This window comes from Candidatus Kaistella beijingensis, from assembly GCF_020084865.1.
Classification (GTDB): domain Bacteria; phylum Bacteroidota; class Bacteroidia; order Flavobacteriales; family Weeksellaceae; genus Kaistella; species Kaistella beijingensis.
Genome location: NZ_CP071953.1, coordinates 2525805 through 2540010, shown reverse-complemented (window position 1 = coordinate 2540010; position 14206 = coordinate 2525805). Strand labels below are relative to the sequence as shown.

Annotated in this window: 12 protein-coding genes and 1 tRNA gene; 6 read left to right on the top strand and 7 right to left on the bottom strand. The window is 35.6% G+C overall.

Annotation, left to right across the window (positions count from 1 at the left end):
- Nucleotides 1–4 precede the first annotated feature (4 nt).
- Together J4771_RS11830 and J4771_RS11825 are read left to right on the top strand one after the other, a co-directional pair.
- Nucleotides 5–1831, top strand: a complete 1827-nt coding sequence (locus J4771_RS11830) for a TonB-dependent receptor plug domain-containing protein (RefSeq protein WP_224135199.1) — start codon at nt 5–7, stop codon at nt 1829–1831.
- 10 nt (nt 1832–1841) lie between these two features.
- Nucleotides 1842–2891 (top strand): NHL repeat-containing protein, encoded by a 1050-nt coding sequence (locus J4771_RS11825; RefSeq protein WP_224135198.1) that lies wholly within the window; start codon nt 1842–1844, stop codon nt 2889–2891.
- 98 nt (nt 2892–2989) lie between these two features.
- Here the strand turns inward: J4771_RS11825 and J4771_RS11820 are convergent, their stop codons facing one another.
- Both J4771_RS11820 and J4771_RS11815 read right to left on the bottom strand, forming a co-directional pair.
- Complete coding sequence (locus J4771_RS11820) at nt 2990–4411, bottom strand: CCA tRNA nucleotidyltransferase (protein ID WP_224135197.1); 1422 nt, start codon at nt 4409–4411, stop codon at nt 2990–2992.
- A gap of 234 nt (nt 4412–4645) precedes the next feature.
- On the bottom strand, nt 4646–4897 hold the full coding sequence (locus J4771_RS11815) for a hypothetical protein (RefSeq protein WP_224135196.1): 252 nt from the start codon (nt 4895–4897) through the stop codon (nt 4646–4648).
- Nucleotides 4898–5114: 217 nt separating this feature from the next.
- Here J4771_RS11815 and J4771_RS11810 point away from each other — a divergent pair, with 217 nt between their 5' ends.
- From J4771_RS11810 to J4771_RS11795, 4 genes are all read left to right on the top strand, one after another.
- Nucleotides 5115–5573 (top strand): GtrA family protein, encoded by a 459-nt coding sequence (locus tag J4771_RS11810; RefSeq protein WP_224135195.1) that lies wholly within the window; start codon nt 5115–5117, stop codon nt 5571–5573.
- A gap of 53 nt (nt 5574–5626) precedes the next feature.
- Nucleotides 5627–6352 (top strand): lysophospholipid acyltransferase family protein, encoded by a 726-nt coding sequence (locus tag J4771_RS11805; RefSeq protein ID WP_224135194.1) that lies wholly within the window; start codon nt 5627–5629, stop codon nt 6350–6352.
- Between the two features lie 44 nt (nt 6353–6396).
- A complete protein-coding gene (locus tag J4771_RS11800; RefSeq protein WP_224135193.1) occupies nt 6397–7845 on the top strand; it encodes an MFS transporter in 1449 nt (482 codons plus the stop codon).
- 145 nt (nt 7846–7990) lie between these two features.
- On the top strand, nt 7991–8899 hold the full coding sequence (locus J4771_RS11795; RefSeq protein ID WP_317196345.1) for a DUF3810 domain-containing protein: 909 nt from the start codon (nt 7991–7993) through the stop codon (nt 8897–8899).
- A gap of 253 nt (nt 8900–9152) precedes the next feature.
- Here the strand turns inward: J4771_RS11795 and J4771_RS11790 are convergent.
- The 5 genes from J4771_RS11790 to clpX all read right to left on the bottom strand — a co-directional run bounded on the left by J4771_RS11790 (nt 9153) and on the right by clpX (nt 14169).
- A tRNA-Met gene (locus J4771_RS11790) sits at nt 9153–9226 on the bottom strand.
- Nucleotides 9227–9272: 46 nt separating this feature from the next.
- Complete coding sequence (locus J4771_RS11785) at nt 9273–10556, bottom strand: TlpA disulfide reductase family protein (protein WP_224135192.1); 1284 nt, start codon at nt 10554–10556, stop codon at nt 9273–9275.
- Nucleotides 10557–10616: 60 nt separating this feature from the next.
- The gene (locus J4771_RS11780; protein ID WP_224135191.1) at nt 10617–10838 is read right to left on the bottom strand and encodes a signal peptidase; all 222 of its coding nucleotides are present in this window, start codon (nt 10836–10838) and stop codon (nt 10617–10619) included.
- An 11-nt stretch (nt 10839–10849) separates the two neighbouring features.
- Entirely contained in the window at nt 10850–12898 is a 2049-nt protein-coding gene (locus J4771_RS11775; RefSeq protein ID WP_224135190.1) for a T9SS type A sorting domain-containing protein, read from the bottom strand.
- 89 nt (nt 12899–12987) lie between these two features.
- Nucleotides 12988–14169, bottom strand: a complete 1182-nt coding sequence (gene clpX / locus J4771_RS11770; RefSeq protein ID WP_224135189.1) for an ATP-dependent Clp protease ATP-binding subunit ClpX — start codon at nt 14167–14169, stop codon at nt 12988–12990.
- Nucleotides 14170–14206 lie beyond the last annotated feature (37 nt).

Genomic DNA, 14206 nt, shown 5'->3' with positions numbered 1-14206 from the left:
GACAATGACTAAAACTGACCTTTTTTCGGCGGCCTTTCTGCTTTTTTCTTTTTGGGGTTTTGCTCAAGAGAAAACGATTGACACGGTTTACATTTTCGACAATCAGTTAAATAGCTCCAAAAAAGTTCAAAAAATATCAAAATTAGAGCAGGCAGATTTATTAAAAAATTCGACGAATCTTTCAGAAGTTCTGCGCTTTCAATCACCGATTTATATTAAAGAAAACGGTCGTGGAATGGTTTCCTCACCTTCTTTCCGTGGAACTACGGCGCAACAAACCGCATTTATTTGGAACGGAATTAATGTGAATTCACAATTTTTAGGACAAGGCGATATTAATAATTTGAACCTTCTTGGTTATGACAATCTGCAAGTAAAATCAGGCGGCGGAAGTGTAATTTACGGCAGCTCTGCAATCGGCGGAACGATTCACTTAAATAATGAGTTGACTTTTAATAAAGGTTTTCATAACAGTTTATTTGCAGAATATGGTTCCTTTAAAACTTTAAATACATTTTTAAAATCCTCTTACAGCGACGAAAAAATCAGCGTGAAAGTTTCAGGAAATTACGTGGAAAGCGAAAACGACTATGAAGTTCCCGAAAAAAACTACATCAATCTGAACGGACAATACAGCAACAAAACTTTCAACCTGGGTTTCGGCTACAAAATCAATCAGAAAAACACCTTTTCTTGGCAAACGCAATTGTACAGCGGAATTCAACATTACCCTATTTTTTCTGAATATGCCACAAAAACGAAATATTTAACCAACAATTTCAGGAGTTTGGCGAGTTGGGATTTTAAATCTATGAAAGTGCAGAACATTTTGCGGCTCGCTTTTCTTGAGGAAGAATTTCAGTATTTTGCCTACATTGACCGACCAAAAAGCACCGGCGGAACAGGAAAAAGTTACATTGCGAAAAATGATTTCAATTATTTATTCAACGACAAAATTGCCTTAAACCTCATCGCTGAATATCAGTTAAACAAAGCGGAAGGTTACCAATCGGGAATCAAAGACGTGAGTAGAAATGCAGGTTCGTTTGCGGGTTTGCTCCGTTGGATTCCGAATCAAAAATTCTATTTTGAAATAGGTGCAAAAAAAGATTTTGTGGAGAAAATTGAAAGTCCGTTTATTTATTCTTTTTCGGGAAAATTTAAAGCAACTGATTGGTATTCTGCTGTTTTCAACTTTTCTAAAAATTTCAGGTATCCCAGTTTCAACGATTTGTATTGGAAACCGGGCGGAAATTTAAACTTGAAATCTGAAGTTTCGCATCAAGCAGAATTAGGAAATAATTTTGCACATAAAGGTTTCAAGCTCAACCTCACTCCTTATTATATGAGGATTGAAAATATGATTCGTTGGTTACCGAATTCGGTGGGAATTGCGTCACCGATCAACACCAGCAAAGTTGAAAGTTACGGTTTAGAATCTCAACTCGATTTTGAAAAAAGTTTTGGAAAAAACAAAGCAAAAATTTCAGCGGGATATGTTTTCACGCATTCAAAAGATTTGGAAACCCATCAATTTCTCACTTACGTCCCGAAATATAAAATCTTTGGAAATTCTTCCTACGGTTATGATTTCGCGGAAATATTTTTACAGGGAATGTATAATGGACTGACTTTCACCACTTCCGATGAAAAATTGAGCAGTGCTATTCAACCCTATTTTGTGATGAATGCAGGATTAAATTTCACGGTTCTAAAAATCTATCGTTTAGGTTTTAAGGTAAATAATGTGTTTGACGAAATCTACGAAACAACCGCTTATTTTCCTCTGCCAAAAAGAAATTACAGCGCTAACTTGTTCATTAACTTTTAAATATATAAAAATGAAAATTTCAAAAATTTTAACTCTTGTTCTTGCGGGAACCTTACTCTTCAACATTTCTTGTAGAAACGACGACCCAGTTCCTGCTCCAACTCCAAAAGGTGCATACGAAAACGGAATTTTGATTGCGAACGAGGGCGGATTTTTAACTCCTACAGCTTCGGTAAGCTTTATCTCAAACGATTTATCGAAATTGGAAAACAATATTTTTAGCACCAACAACAGTAATGCTGTTTTGGGAAATGTGTTTCAATCCGTTGGATTTAAAGGTGATAATGCCTTTTTGGTAACAAACGTTCCTAATAAAATTGAAATTGTTAACAGATACACTTTCAAAAAAACGGGAACAATCACGGCAAACCTGAACGAAGCACGATATATCGCATTTTCAGGAAACAACACTTATGTTACCAACAACAACTTCTTTGATGTAAGAAAAGTGAATATTTACGATAATTCCAATGCCTTTGTAAAGAGCATCAATTTTGACCGTTATGCAGAAAAAATCGTTTCTGCTGATGGATTTGTTTATGTGCAAACCGACGGTGTAACTTATGATGCGAATTATAATGAGCTTCCTACAGGCCACACGATTTCTAGAATTAATCCTGCCACAAACAATGTGGATAAAACCATCACTTTAACGGACGACACCATTATTCGTGATATGATTGCAGATAATTCCAATGTGTATGTTTTGAGTTCGGATTACAGCAATTCGTACATTTATAAAATTGATGCAAAAACGGGAACAGCTGCACAAACCAAATTAGCAGGAGTTTCAGGTGCCCTAAAATTGGCTGTTGACAACGGAAAAATATATTTCTTGACTTCAGGAAAAAAATTGTATTCCTATAACGGAACCGCTGCAACTGCAATGTTTGATGTAACGACAAGTAATGTTTACGGTTTCAATGTGATTGATGACAAAGTATTTGTTTCCGACCCTTCTTTTTCAAAAGATAATGACGTAAGAATTTACAATCTTACGGGAAATCTTCTTAAAACCATTACGACAGGAATCGGAACCAACGGTTTTTACAAGAATTAAGGTTTATTTAATGTTTAACAGAAAACCCTTTCTAACATAGCTTTAGAAAGGGTTTTCAATTTTAAGGAAACCCAACAAGTTTTAAAAACTTGTTAGGTTTAGTTTATTTTCAAGCCTAAAAGTTTCGCTTCTTCAATCACAAAACTTCTCGCTTCTTCTTTATCGTTGGTAATTTCGCCTTCCAAAATTGCCTCCTTTACTTTTTCCTTCAAAATACCGATTTCGCGGCTTGGTTTCAGGTTGAACATTTCCATGATTTCTTCTCCCGAAATCGGGGGCTGAAAATTGCGGATGCTGTCTTTTTCCTCAACTTCCTTTATTTTTTGGGCAACGTATTCGAAATTCTTTTTGAATTTTTCCTGTTTCGAGGAATTTTTGGTGGTGATGTCGGCTTTGCAAAGCGTGAACAAATCTTCCAAATCTTCACCCGAATCAAAAAGTAATCTTCTCAAAGCAGAATCCGAAGTTCCATCATCGATTAATGCGATGGGTCTTGACGAAAGTTTCACCAATTTTTGAACATATTTCATGTCGCTTCCAAGAGGAAGTTTCAAACGGTAGAAAAGATTCTTTACCATTTTTGAACCCAAAAATTCATGCCCGTGAAAAGTCCAGCCATTTTTTTTGTCGAACTTTTTTGTCGGTGCTTTTCCGATGTCGTGAAGCAATGCCGCCCAACGAAGCCAAAGATTTTCGGTATTTTTAGAAATATTGTCAACCACTTCCAAAGTGTGCCAAAAATTGTCTTTGTGGGTTTGTCCTTCCACTTCTTCGATTCCTTTTAAAGCGGTGAGTTCGGGAATAATTAAAAGCAAAAGTCCTGTTTGTTCCAAAAGTTTTAAACCAATTGATGGCTTCTCGGAAAGCATGATTTTATTGAATTCCACCATAATTCTTTCCATGGAAACGATTTTGATTCTTTCGGCTTCTTTTTTTATCGCCACCAAAGAATTTTCCTCAATTTCAAAATTTAAAGTTGAGGCAAACCGAATTGCACGCATCATTCTCAACGGATCGTCTGAATAGGTTTGCGACGGCTCAAGCGGCGTTCTGATGATTTTATTTTGAATATCTAAAATGCCGTCAAAAGGGTCGATTAATTCACCAAAATTTTTCTTGTTTAAAGAAATTGCCAATGCATTGATGGTGAAATCTCTACGTTTTTGGTCGTCTTCCAAAGATCCTGTTTCAACGGAAGGTTTTCGCGAGTCTTCTGCATAGCTTTCTTTTCGAGCGCCCACAAATTCCAAATCCAAACCGTTGTGTTTAAACATTGCCGTTCCATAAGTCTTGAAAATGGAAACTTTCAAATTGGGATTGATTTCTTTCGCAACACATTTTGCCAATTCGATTCCGCTTCCTTCGGTCACAAAATCAATATCGGTCGGAACTTTTCGACCCATCCACAAATCACGAACATAACCGCCGACGATGAAAACGGATTGGTTGTTCTTTTCTGCGACTTCGGAAATAAGTTTGAAAAGTTTGAGATTTCTATTTTGATTAAGGTTAATCTGCATTTTTTGATTTTACTTCTAAAGAAATATTTTTTAAACCACATAGACACATAGAAAATATTCTTAATGAGGATTTAAAGGTAAAATAGAAGAATACCACTATTTTTACTTTATCTACGTTTTTATTTTCAAGAAAAACTATGTGACTATGTGGTTTATTGAATTAAAGATTTGCAAAGATAACCAAAAAAGAAAACCATATTTCTACAGGTTTTCTTAATTATTCTAGGAAAAGTCTTACTGCAAGGTATTATTTTCGTCTAAAAGCCAATCATCAATCTCCTCTTCAAGATATTCCGTTTGAAGTTTTACGGCATTCAAAAAATCATCGGGAATGTTAGAAATATCACTGTTTTCCAGATTCCACAATTCATCCGACATCAATTCGTACTCAGAATAAATTCTTTTGAAGCGCGGACTGCTTTTTTCAAGTTCGTCAATTTTTGCTTGTTGGGGTTTGAATTTTCGGTAAGATCTTTGCGGATTCATTGTTTTTTGTTTTGTGAATTTGAACTAATATGCAGCTGTTCATAAGTCATTCAAGATAAAAAATCAATCCCACAAACTATTGAAAATGAAAAATTTATCAGGTAATACTTCCTCGTTTCGAAGATTAAAATTAAAAATAAATTTGAACAAAAAAAATAATTTAACAGATTTTCTTAATGTTTAACATTAAATTTTAAATTTGCGGTGAAATACTTTTATGAAAGAACTTTTATTAAAACAGAAACAGGTTTTGCTTTTCATTGTTGCGGGAGCTTTGAGCGCTGTTGTAGAAATTGGTTCCTTCAAACTTTTCAGTGTGAATTTGCCGATACTTTTTTCAGAGGAAACCAATTTTCACGGCATCCATTTTCCTTTAAGTAACATATTTTCAACTTTTTGCGGAATCATCACCAATTATTTTTTAAGCATTTGGTTCGTTTTTGAACGCGGCAAACATTCAAAGAAAAAGGAGTTTGCCTATTTCATGTTTGTTTCATTTCTATCTACAATTTTAAGTTTGACTTTCTTCCAGGTTTTCTTTAGGTTGGTCTTCAAAGACCATTTGGATGTAGGTTTCTTTGTGTTCAGCCAGGAAATGTTGAGCAAAATTTCAGCGATTCTGTTGGTCTCTATTTTGAATTATTCCGTGAAGAAAAAGGTGATATTTAATGGATGAGTTGAAGTACGAATTACGAAGTTTGAATTACGAAAGGAAATTTTAGAAACGAAATGACGAAAATTCTCAATTATATTTGGCGCGGTTGGATGATAATTTTGGGTGCGGTTCTCACGATTGTTCTCGGAATTCCTGTTTTGATTCTTTCTATCAGAAAAGAACATTACAAATATGCCTACCAATTTATCAGAATATGGTGTTTCGGAATGTTTTACGGAATGGGATTTCGCTACGAACTTATTAAACTTTCCAAGGAAAAAATTGAAAAAAATCGGCAATACGTCTTTATTTCAAACCACACCTCGATTATGGATGTAATGTTGCCGTGTCTTTTAATGCCGAATCATCCACTTTGCTATGTCGGAAAAAAAGAGTTGGTTAAAATCCCGATTTTTGGAACGATTTATAAAAGAATTTGTGTAATGGTTGACCGAAAATCCGCAAAAAGCCGCGCCGATGTTTACCGAAGATGCGCCGAACGAATGGAGGAAGGTCAAAGCATCGTGATTTTTCCTGAAGGCGGCGTTCCGGATGATACATCCATTGTTCTTGACAATTTTAAGGACGGCGCATTTATTCTTTCTTCAAAACATAATGCCCCAATTGCGATTTTCACCTTTGTTGGATTAAAGAAGATGTTCCCATTTGACAATTCAAAAGGTTTTCCCGGAAAAGTGAAAGTTTATTTCAACGGAATTCTCGAGCCCGGAAAAAGTGCTAATGAAGAAAAAGCGGTCGCCTATAACGAAATTAAAAAAGTTTTAGAAAACTCAATTTGAGATAATAAAATAGTTTATATTTGTTATTAAGAAATTTTTAACAAATGTCAACAAATTATTCTAAGCAAACCAATTGGGGACAGTTCGTGCCTTTGGTAACTGTGTTTTTCTTTTGGGGATTCGTTGCGGCGAGCAACGATATTTTGATTCCTGTTTTCAAAAAAGCATTTAATTTGACTCAAAGTCAGAGCCAGTTGGTTTCTTTCGCATTCTACATTGCTTACACTGTTGGTTCACTTATTTACATGTTCGTCTCTAAAACGCTGAAACAGGATTTGGTGAACAAAATTGGTTACAAAAACGGATTAATTTTAGGACTTCTCATTTCTGCTGCAGGTACGCTTTTATTCTATCCTGCTGCAAATACGGGATCATTTATGTTGATGATTTCGGGGCTTTTTATTGTGGGTCTTGGTTTTTCGCTTCAACAAATTGTGGCAAATCCACTTGCAATTGAGGTTGGTCCAACAGAAACCGGCTCCCAACGTTTGACAATGGCGGGAGGAATTAATAATTTCGGAACCACGATTGGACCTTTGATTGTTTCGTTTGCTATTTTCGGTTCTGCAACCGCTTCAAATACTGAGGCTAGTATTGAGTCTGTAAAAATTCCTTATTTGGTTTTGGGTGCAGCGTTTATTTTGGTGGCGATTTTACTAAAGTTTTCTTCACTTCCACAAATTACCCCAACAATCGAGGAAAATACCGATGATGCAATTCCTGGTGAACACAGAGATTCTGCATTGAAATATCCGCAGTTGGTTTTGGGAATGATTGCGATTTTCGTTTATGTGGGCGTAGAAGTTTCCACGGCGAGTAATTTGCCTGCATACATGGAAAAATCTTTAGGATTTGAAACTAAAGATATTGCGCCGTATGTTTCACTTTATTGGGCTTCATTGATGATTGGTAGATGGACAGGAGCAGTTGATGCTTTTGATTTTAGTGCGGGCTTCAAGAAGATTCTTCGCTTTTTAGCGCCTTATTTGGCGTTTGGCGTTTTCCTTTTGGTGAACGCGATTGCCAAACATGATTTGTCACACTTTTACATTTACGGCGTAATTATTTTGGTAATGATTGCTTGTGATATCTTAAGTAAGGGAAATCCTGCAAGAATGCTTTTGATTTTTTCAGTAATGGGTATTTTAGCCTTAATCATTGGAATGATGACTACGGGGATGACTTCGGTTTATGCTTTTACAAGTGTCGGATTATTCTGTTCTACACTTTGGCCATGTATTTTTGCTTTGGCGATTAATGGTTTAGGAAAACACACCAATCAAGGTTCCGGTTATTTAATCATGATGATTATGGGTGGTGGAATTATCAGCTTATTACAAGGTTATATTGCGGATCTCACCAATATACATGCAAGTTATATTGTCGGAGTTTTATGTTTTGCGTACCTCGCTTTCTATGCAATTCGTGTGACGAGAATTTTAAAGGCACAAGGAATCGATTTAGAAAAAGTTCAAAAATCTGGTGGTCATTAAAAATAACAAAATATATAGTAGAAAGAGATTTTGGGCGGGTTTATTACTTGCCCAATTTCTTTTGTTTTTTATATTCTCTAAGATAGATTTCGTTGTTAAAGCTTTTGAAGATTTTTTTGAGTTGCAAAAAGGCGTGCATCAAAGGATGTTTTCTTCAATTCCTTTTTCAGTTGGTGATGTGTTTTACATTTTATTAGGAATTTCGTTGATCTACTTCTTCATTAATATTTTTAATAAGAATAAGCGCAACGATATTTTATTGAGATTTGCAATGCTTTTGAACGTTCTATATTTTATGTATCAAATTTTTTGGGGAATGCTTTACTTTCAAAAGCCAATCAGTAATAAGCTTCCAAAAGGTGAGATTGATATACAGCTAACCAAAGAACTGACCGTGAAATACCTTAATCTTTGCAAGCAAACCCGCAATTTCGTGAAAGAAGACCGCAATGGAGTGTTCAAAATCGATGATTTAAAATCGATTGAAACTAAAATTTTATCCAATCAAAAAAAACTTCCTGATTTCATCAAAACCAAAGCAGGAACGGAAATTAATTCATTAAAACCAAGCCTTTTTAAGGGAATCATGAGTTATTCTGGGATTTTGGGTTATTACAATCCTTTCACAGCAGAAGCTCAGTACAATTCTGAATTACCTTCGAGTTATCTTCCGTTCACATTAGCTCATGAAAGCGCCCATCAATTAGGTTACGCACGAGAACAGGAAGCAAACTTCATCGCATATTTAATTGGTAAAAATTCCGAAAACTTCGATTTAAAATACAGCACCGAATATTTCGTTCTGAAATCGCTTTTGAATTCTTTATCTTCAGAAAATCCTGAGTTTGTAAAAGGAGTTCTTCACCATTATTCCCCATCAATGAAGAAAGACCGTATCGCCGAGAACATGTTTATCAGAAGACATGAAGGTTTGTTAGATGTCTTTTTCGGTTTCACCAACGATCTATTTTTAAAGAGCAATCAACAAGAAGGCAGCGTAACCTATTCGTATTTCGTCGATCTACTCATCCGATACGAGAATGATGGGATTTGAACAAAATAAAAAGAATCGCATCTTGCGACACGATTCTAAAAACACAAATGATGAAAAAAAATTTATTGCCTCATTAATGACCAGTGTCATCATTAAAGCGTTCTAAAATTAGTATTAATATTTCAATTATCAAAATAAATTCCAAAAAAAATAATTCCAATTGGATGTTTTTTTTGTTTCCCATAAACTAGATTTTCTATCATATTTTTTAGGTAAATGAACAAAAAAACCCAACAAATTTGTTGGGTTTTTGTAGCGAAGACGGGAATTGAACCCGTGACCTCAGGGTTATGAATCCTGCGCTCTAACCATCTGAGCTACCTCGCCGATTAAGGTGGTGCAAATATAAAAATTTTTTGTAATGTGGCAAAAATTAATTCACTTTAAAATAAGACAAAACATCGGCTGCGTGATCCGGTTTAGCGATAACCTTGTTTGAGCTGTCAAGAATAAAATATGTTGGGGTTGACTGCACATTATAGATGTCTGCAGTACTACTGTACCAACCTTTTAGTTCTGAGTCATTTATCCAGGGAAAGTCTTTTATCTTCTTTTCATAGGCGTCTTTTTCATTATCAAGTGAAAAAGCAATCACTTCCACACCTTTACTCTTTAACAAGCTGTATTGTTTCGCGATTTCTGGCAATTCGCTTTCGCAGTGTGAGCAAGTGGATGCCCAAAAAACGACTACTTTTTTATCTGCTTTAACGTCATAAATAGATTTTGCAGTAGTGTTAGCAGGTCTGACAAAGAAATAATTTGTAAATGTTGCTCCAACTTTAGTCCCATTATTCTTTGTGATTGTCGCTAAAAGTCTTTCATTAACAGGTTTTTTTAAACTTTCAGCAGTTGCAAGATATTTTTCCTTAAGCTCCTGCATTGAATACATATCAAAAATTTCAATAAGCTCCGCCAGTATTGTTTGTCCTCTAGAAGTGTTCGTGCCCGTTGCTGCAATTAACTTGTCAACATCTGCCGAAACATTGTTACTAGGACCAATATTTAAATAAGCAACTAAAATAGGACGCAGTAATGATGAAGACTCTAACAAGTTTGATGAATGGCTCAAGAAATTGCTGATTTCATCATGAGTAAGTGGTTTTTTAGACGCATTTTTTTCAATAAACCTCCCATAATTTTGATTATAAAAGTTTATGAACGGATATTTATCTAGACTGACCTGAGTTTTAGATAATCTTGAAATCTCCTCCTCTAAAGCAGATCCGAATGCTGACTTACCTTTGTAATAGTCTTTAATCTGATAAAGTGCGGGGAGGATATATTCCTTCTTTTGTTGTGTATCCTGCAAGCCGTTCATCAAATTATTGCTTTCATCCAGATAATTTATATTTTCAATTTTTCTATTGTCAGTATTCAAAACCATCTTCACGTCTTTGTTTTCTGAAATAAAATTCATTGAGGCATTAACTTCCGGAAAATAAGCTTTTAACATTCCCATATACGGCTCATTAAAGTTAATCTGCCAAGAATTTCCTTTACGGGTTTCCTTACTGTATAATTTGTCTTTTGAACCATCCAGCGTATAGATATACACTTCTTTTGATTCAAAATTCGCAGGTGCCTCAATATTAATTTTAAATTGTGCGCCTAAATGGTTTATCGCGATCAAACCTCCAATAAAAAGTAATTTTTTCATAGGGTAAATATAAAAAAACTCACTGTATTATTCAGTGAGTTTTTATTAAATGTGTAGATATTAAACTGTTTGATTTCTGTAATATTTCTTTACATAAAAAAATATCATAAAGACGGCAATAATAGCAAGCATATAAACATACATATCAATGGGAGATGTAACAGTCCCAAAACCATCTCCACCTGCACCACCGTCACCGGGAGCGTTCTGAGGTTCTGGGGGATTTTCCGCTTTAAGATAAATACTTAAAATTAATAAGGGTAACAATAATATTCTTTTCATCTCTGTGTGTTTTATTTGATTATTTTCTTAACGATTTTCTCACCTGCTTCTGAAGTAACCTGTACCAAATAACCACCTGTTACCTTTACTGGTAGGATAAAGTTAGATGAAGTATTAATATCTCCTTGTGTAAAGATGTTTCTACCTGCTAAATCAAATATTGTAATATCTGCTTTCTTCCAAGATTTAGGGAAGATGACCTGATGCGTATCAGATGTTTTTTCGAATGCTACAAATAATTGCTCTTTCTTAATTACGTCGTTGCTGCCTAAAACTACGGCAGGTTTTCCATAGTACAAACCAACATCTCCTGAAGTTGCAGAAATCAACATATTGTGAGACAACGGAACTACATTGCCTATGGTCTGTTCGATATAAAAACTCTCATTCCCATCAATGAATGTACTTTGTCCGTTTTCAAATTCTTTCGCATTTTCCGCGATTTCGAATTTATATGATGCAATTTTGGAAAGATCCGCAACCATTCTGATTTTTTTTCCAAAGAAATCATTTTGGTTCGCTTCATTGATATAGAGCCAATATTTATTACTGTACTGAGTATCTTCGCCACCTGTTGGAAGCTCTTCTCTTGTACTCAAGTAATCGCTAGAGGCAGAAACCTGTAATTTTGCCTCCGTGCTGTGTCCAGTATATTGGTCTGGCCCTACTACATAATACGTTCTCATGACTTCAACGCCATTGCTGTCCAAACCAATCACTCTTAACTGTTTGATGGTTCCCGTGTTTGAGTTTGCATTTCTTAAACCAGTTACTGAATAAGGATTTGTTGCTTGCCCTGTGATATCAACTGCACGGGTAACATAAGCGAATCTTCGCATTGTATTAAATGCAAGCGTTCTGTTTAATCCTGAAGGAGTAGCATTATTTTTTAATTTGATAACAAAAGCCTGCATAGGCTTAACAATTGCACCAGAATAATCGGCAACTGGTGTTCCATTCGCGGCAAAAGTTATAAATTTATGACTTGTTGCATGGGTACCGGTATTATTGGTTGTAACTCCTACTGATTCATATCTAACTCCTTGTATTGCTGAGATCGCATTACCATCGCTTCCAGATCCAGCCGTAGATCTTTCGTCATAACCAAGGGTACTTAAATCTAAATTGGTGAAAAATGGATTTCCGAACTGATAAATATTTCTACCAAAAGTTCCTGTTTCTGCGCCAATCGTAGCGTTGAAATAACCCTGTGTGGATAAATCAAATCCATCTTGAACGTAAGTCTTGTAAAATTCATTATACACTCCATTGTTCACAGTTCCAGTACCAACACCATAAGGAACAGGCGTAGCGCCATTCCAACCAGCGCCATTTAAAACAAAATTAATTGGCGTGGCATCACTAAATGGCATTCCTTTAACGGTATATGCATCAGCTGCAGCTGGTGGTGTAGATGGGTTCCAGTTTGCTGTTCCAACAGCATAGTATCTTGCCGCATTGTTATACTGGGTTGTTTGAGTGTCTGCACTTGCCTTATCTAAAGTACTGGTATAGCCCGGAAGATTATGCATCAGCGGTTTTGATCCATTATCCCAATAACCAACAGCTTTTGTAGTACGATCGTTAGAGAAAGATCCCGCTCCTAAGTAAGTAGCCAAGTCTGGAAGTTGCAATTTGTAAAAAGGAAGAGCCATCTGCTGCATCGAACCATTCTTTGTAGCGCGGTATTCCTTATCTACAATACCACTAAGATTTCCCTGAGTTAAACCATTAATATATAACTGACCGTACGTTGAGGTACTGTAGTTTGCATAGTCATTTAATCGTAAAATGAAATTGCCACCGCTTGTTTTTAACTTCGTTCCATCGGTATCAGTGGCATCCAAGGTTTTTAAAACATCCGAAGTTCCTCCCACGACCATCACATTCCCGTGAATGTCGTATACGCCGCTTCCTTTAGTCTGAACACCGCCACCGTTATAAACCAATGCATTTTCGCCAACATAGAATAAACCAGTTGGGTCAACATGACATATAACTTGAGAGTTCGCTGAAAAACTAAAGGCGAGAAGCCCTATAGTTAATAGATTTCTTTTCATTATAATAAGTTTTTGTGTTTTTTTCTGAATAATGATTCACCTGCAAAGATATCAGTTTTTTTTTTATTTACAAGAAAATCTACGTAAAGTTATAAATTTATATTATCATTTGTTAATAAAATCTCTTTTTCACCTGCGATATCGAACATATAATCTTCTAGAACTTTTTCTGTGGTACCGCGTAAACCCCTTGCTCCAAGCCCTTTCTCCATGGTCTCTTCCACAATTCTATCAATCGATTCGTCACTAAACTTTAACTTCACTCCGTCCATTTTAAACAGTTCTACAAACTGGTTAATGATGGAGTTTTTCGGCTCTTTCATAATGCGAACCATGGTTTCTTTGGTAAGCTTATCCAAGTAGGTTACAATTGGGAAACGCCCCAAAAGTTCTGGGATCAAACCAAATTTTCGCAAATCAATCGCATTGATTTGACTTAAGATATAGTCATCTTCATCAACTTTATTAAGTTTCTCTGCACTAAAACCGATCGCTTGCTTATTAAGTCTTCTTTCAATAATTTCCTTAATGCCATCAAAAGCTCCACCTGCGATAAACAGAATATTTTGCGTATTGACTTGGATATATTTTTGATCAGGATGCTTCCTTCCTCCCTGTGGTGGAACGTTTACAATGCTTCCTTCTAGAAGCTTCAAAAGTCCTTGTTGAACACCTTCGCCAGAAACATCACGTGTTATACTTGGATTGTCAGATTTTCTCGCAATTTTGTCGATTTCATCAATAAAGACAATTCCTTTTTCCGCTTTTTCAACGTCGTAATCGGCCACCATCAAAAGTCTTGATAGAATACTTTCCACATCCTCTCCAACATAACCAGCTTCAGTTAAAATCGTTGCATCCACAATACAGAACGGCACGTTCAATTCTTTTGCAATCGTTTTTGCCAAAAGTGTTTTACCCGTTCCAGTTTCACCAATCATGATGATATTAGATTTCTCTATTTCTACCTCACGGTTCTCATCTTTTGCGTGAAGAAGTCTTTTATAATGATTGTAAACCGCGATGGAAAGTTGTTTCTTCGCCTGATCCTGTCCAATGACATATTGATCAAGAAATTCTTTAATTTCTTTTGGTTTTTTCAAATCCTCGATTTTATCAGCAGGAGAAAACCCTTTTTTTGCAGCGCCTTCCTTAATAATATTATGAGCCTGTTCAATACAGTTTTCACAAATAAATCCATTGTTTCCCGAAATCAGCATCTGAACTTCATTTCTTTTTCTTCCGCAAAATGAACATTGATTTGAATTCATATATAATGAGTAAAGATTAATGAGTTAATAAAAACAC

What these genes read in the sequence shown, in the direction of transcription:
- J4771_RS11800 (WP_224135193.1), top strand. Translation starts at nt 6,397, where the DNA reads ATGTCAACAAATTATTCTAAGCAAACCAATTGGGGACAGTTCGTGCCT.
- J4771_RS11805 (WP_224135194.1), top strand. Translation starts at nt 5,627, where the DNA reads ATGACGAAAATTCTCAATTATATTTGGCGCGGTTGGATGATAATTTTG.
- J4771_RS11795 (WP_317196345.1), top strand. Translation starts at nt 7,991, where the DNA reads ATGTTTTCTTCAATTCCTTTTTCAGTTGGTGATGTGTTTTACATTTTA.
- J4771_RS11815 (WP_224135196.1), bottom strand. Translation starts at nt 4,897, where the DNA reads ATGAATCCGCAAAGATCTTACCGAAAATTCAAACCCCAACAAGCAAAA.
- J4771_RS11825 (WP_224135198.1), top strand. Translation starts at nt 1,842, where the DNA reads ATGAAAATTTCAAAAATTTTAACTCTTGTTCTTGCGGGAACCTTACTC.
- J4771_RS11810 (WP_224135195.1), top strand. Translation starts at nt 5,115, where the DNA reads ATGAAAGAACTTTTATTAAAACAGAAACAGGTTTTGCTTTTCATTGTT.
- J4771_RS11830 (WP_224135199.1), top strand. Translation starts at nt 5, where the DNA reads ATGACTAAAACTGACCTTTTTTCGGCGGCCTTTCTGCTTTTTTCTTTT.
- J4771_RS11785 (WP_224135192.1), bottom strand. Translation starts at nt 10,556, where the DNA reads ATGAAAAAATTACTTTTTATTGGAGGTTTGATCGCGATAAACCATTTA.
- J4771_RS11780 (WP_224135191.1), bottom strand. Translation starts at nt 10,838, where the DNA reads ATGAAAAGAATATTATTGTTACCCTTATTAATTTTAAGTATTTATCTT.
- J4771_RS11820 (WP_224135197.1), bottom strand. Translation starts at nt 4,411, where the DNA reads ATGCAGATTAACCTTAATCAAAATAGAAATCTCAAACTTTTCAAACTT.
- J4771_RS11775 (WP_224135190.1), bottom strand. Translation starts at nt 12,898, where the DNA reads ATGAAAAGAAATCTATTAACTATAGGGCTTCTCGCCTTTAGTTTTTCA.
- clpX (WP_224135189.1), bottom strand. Translation starts at nt 14,169, where the DNA reads ATGAATTCAAATCAATGTTCATTTTGCGGAAGAAAAAGAAATGAAGTT.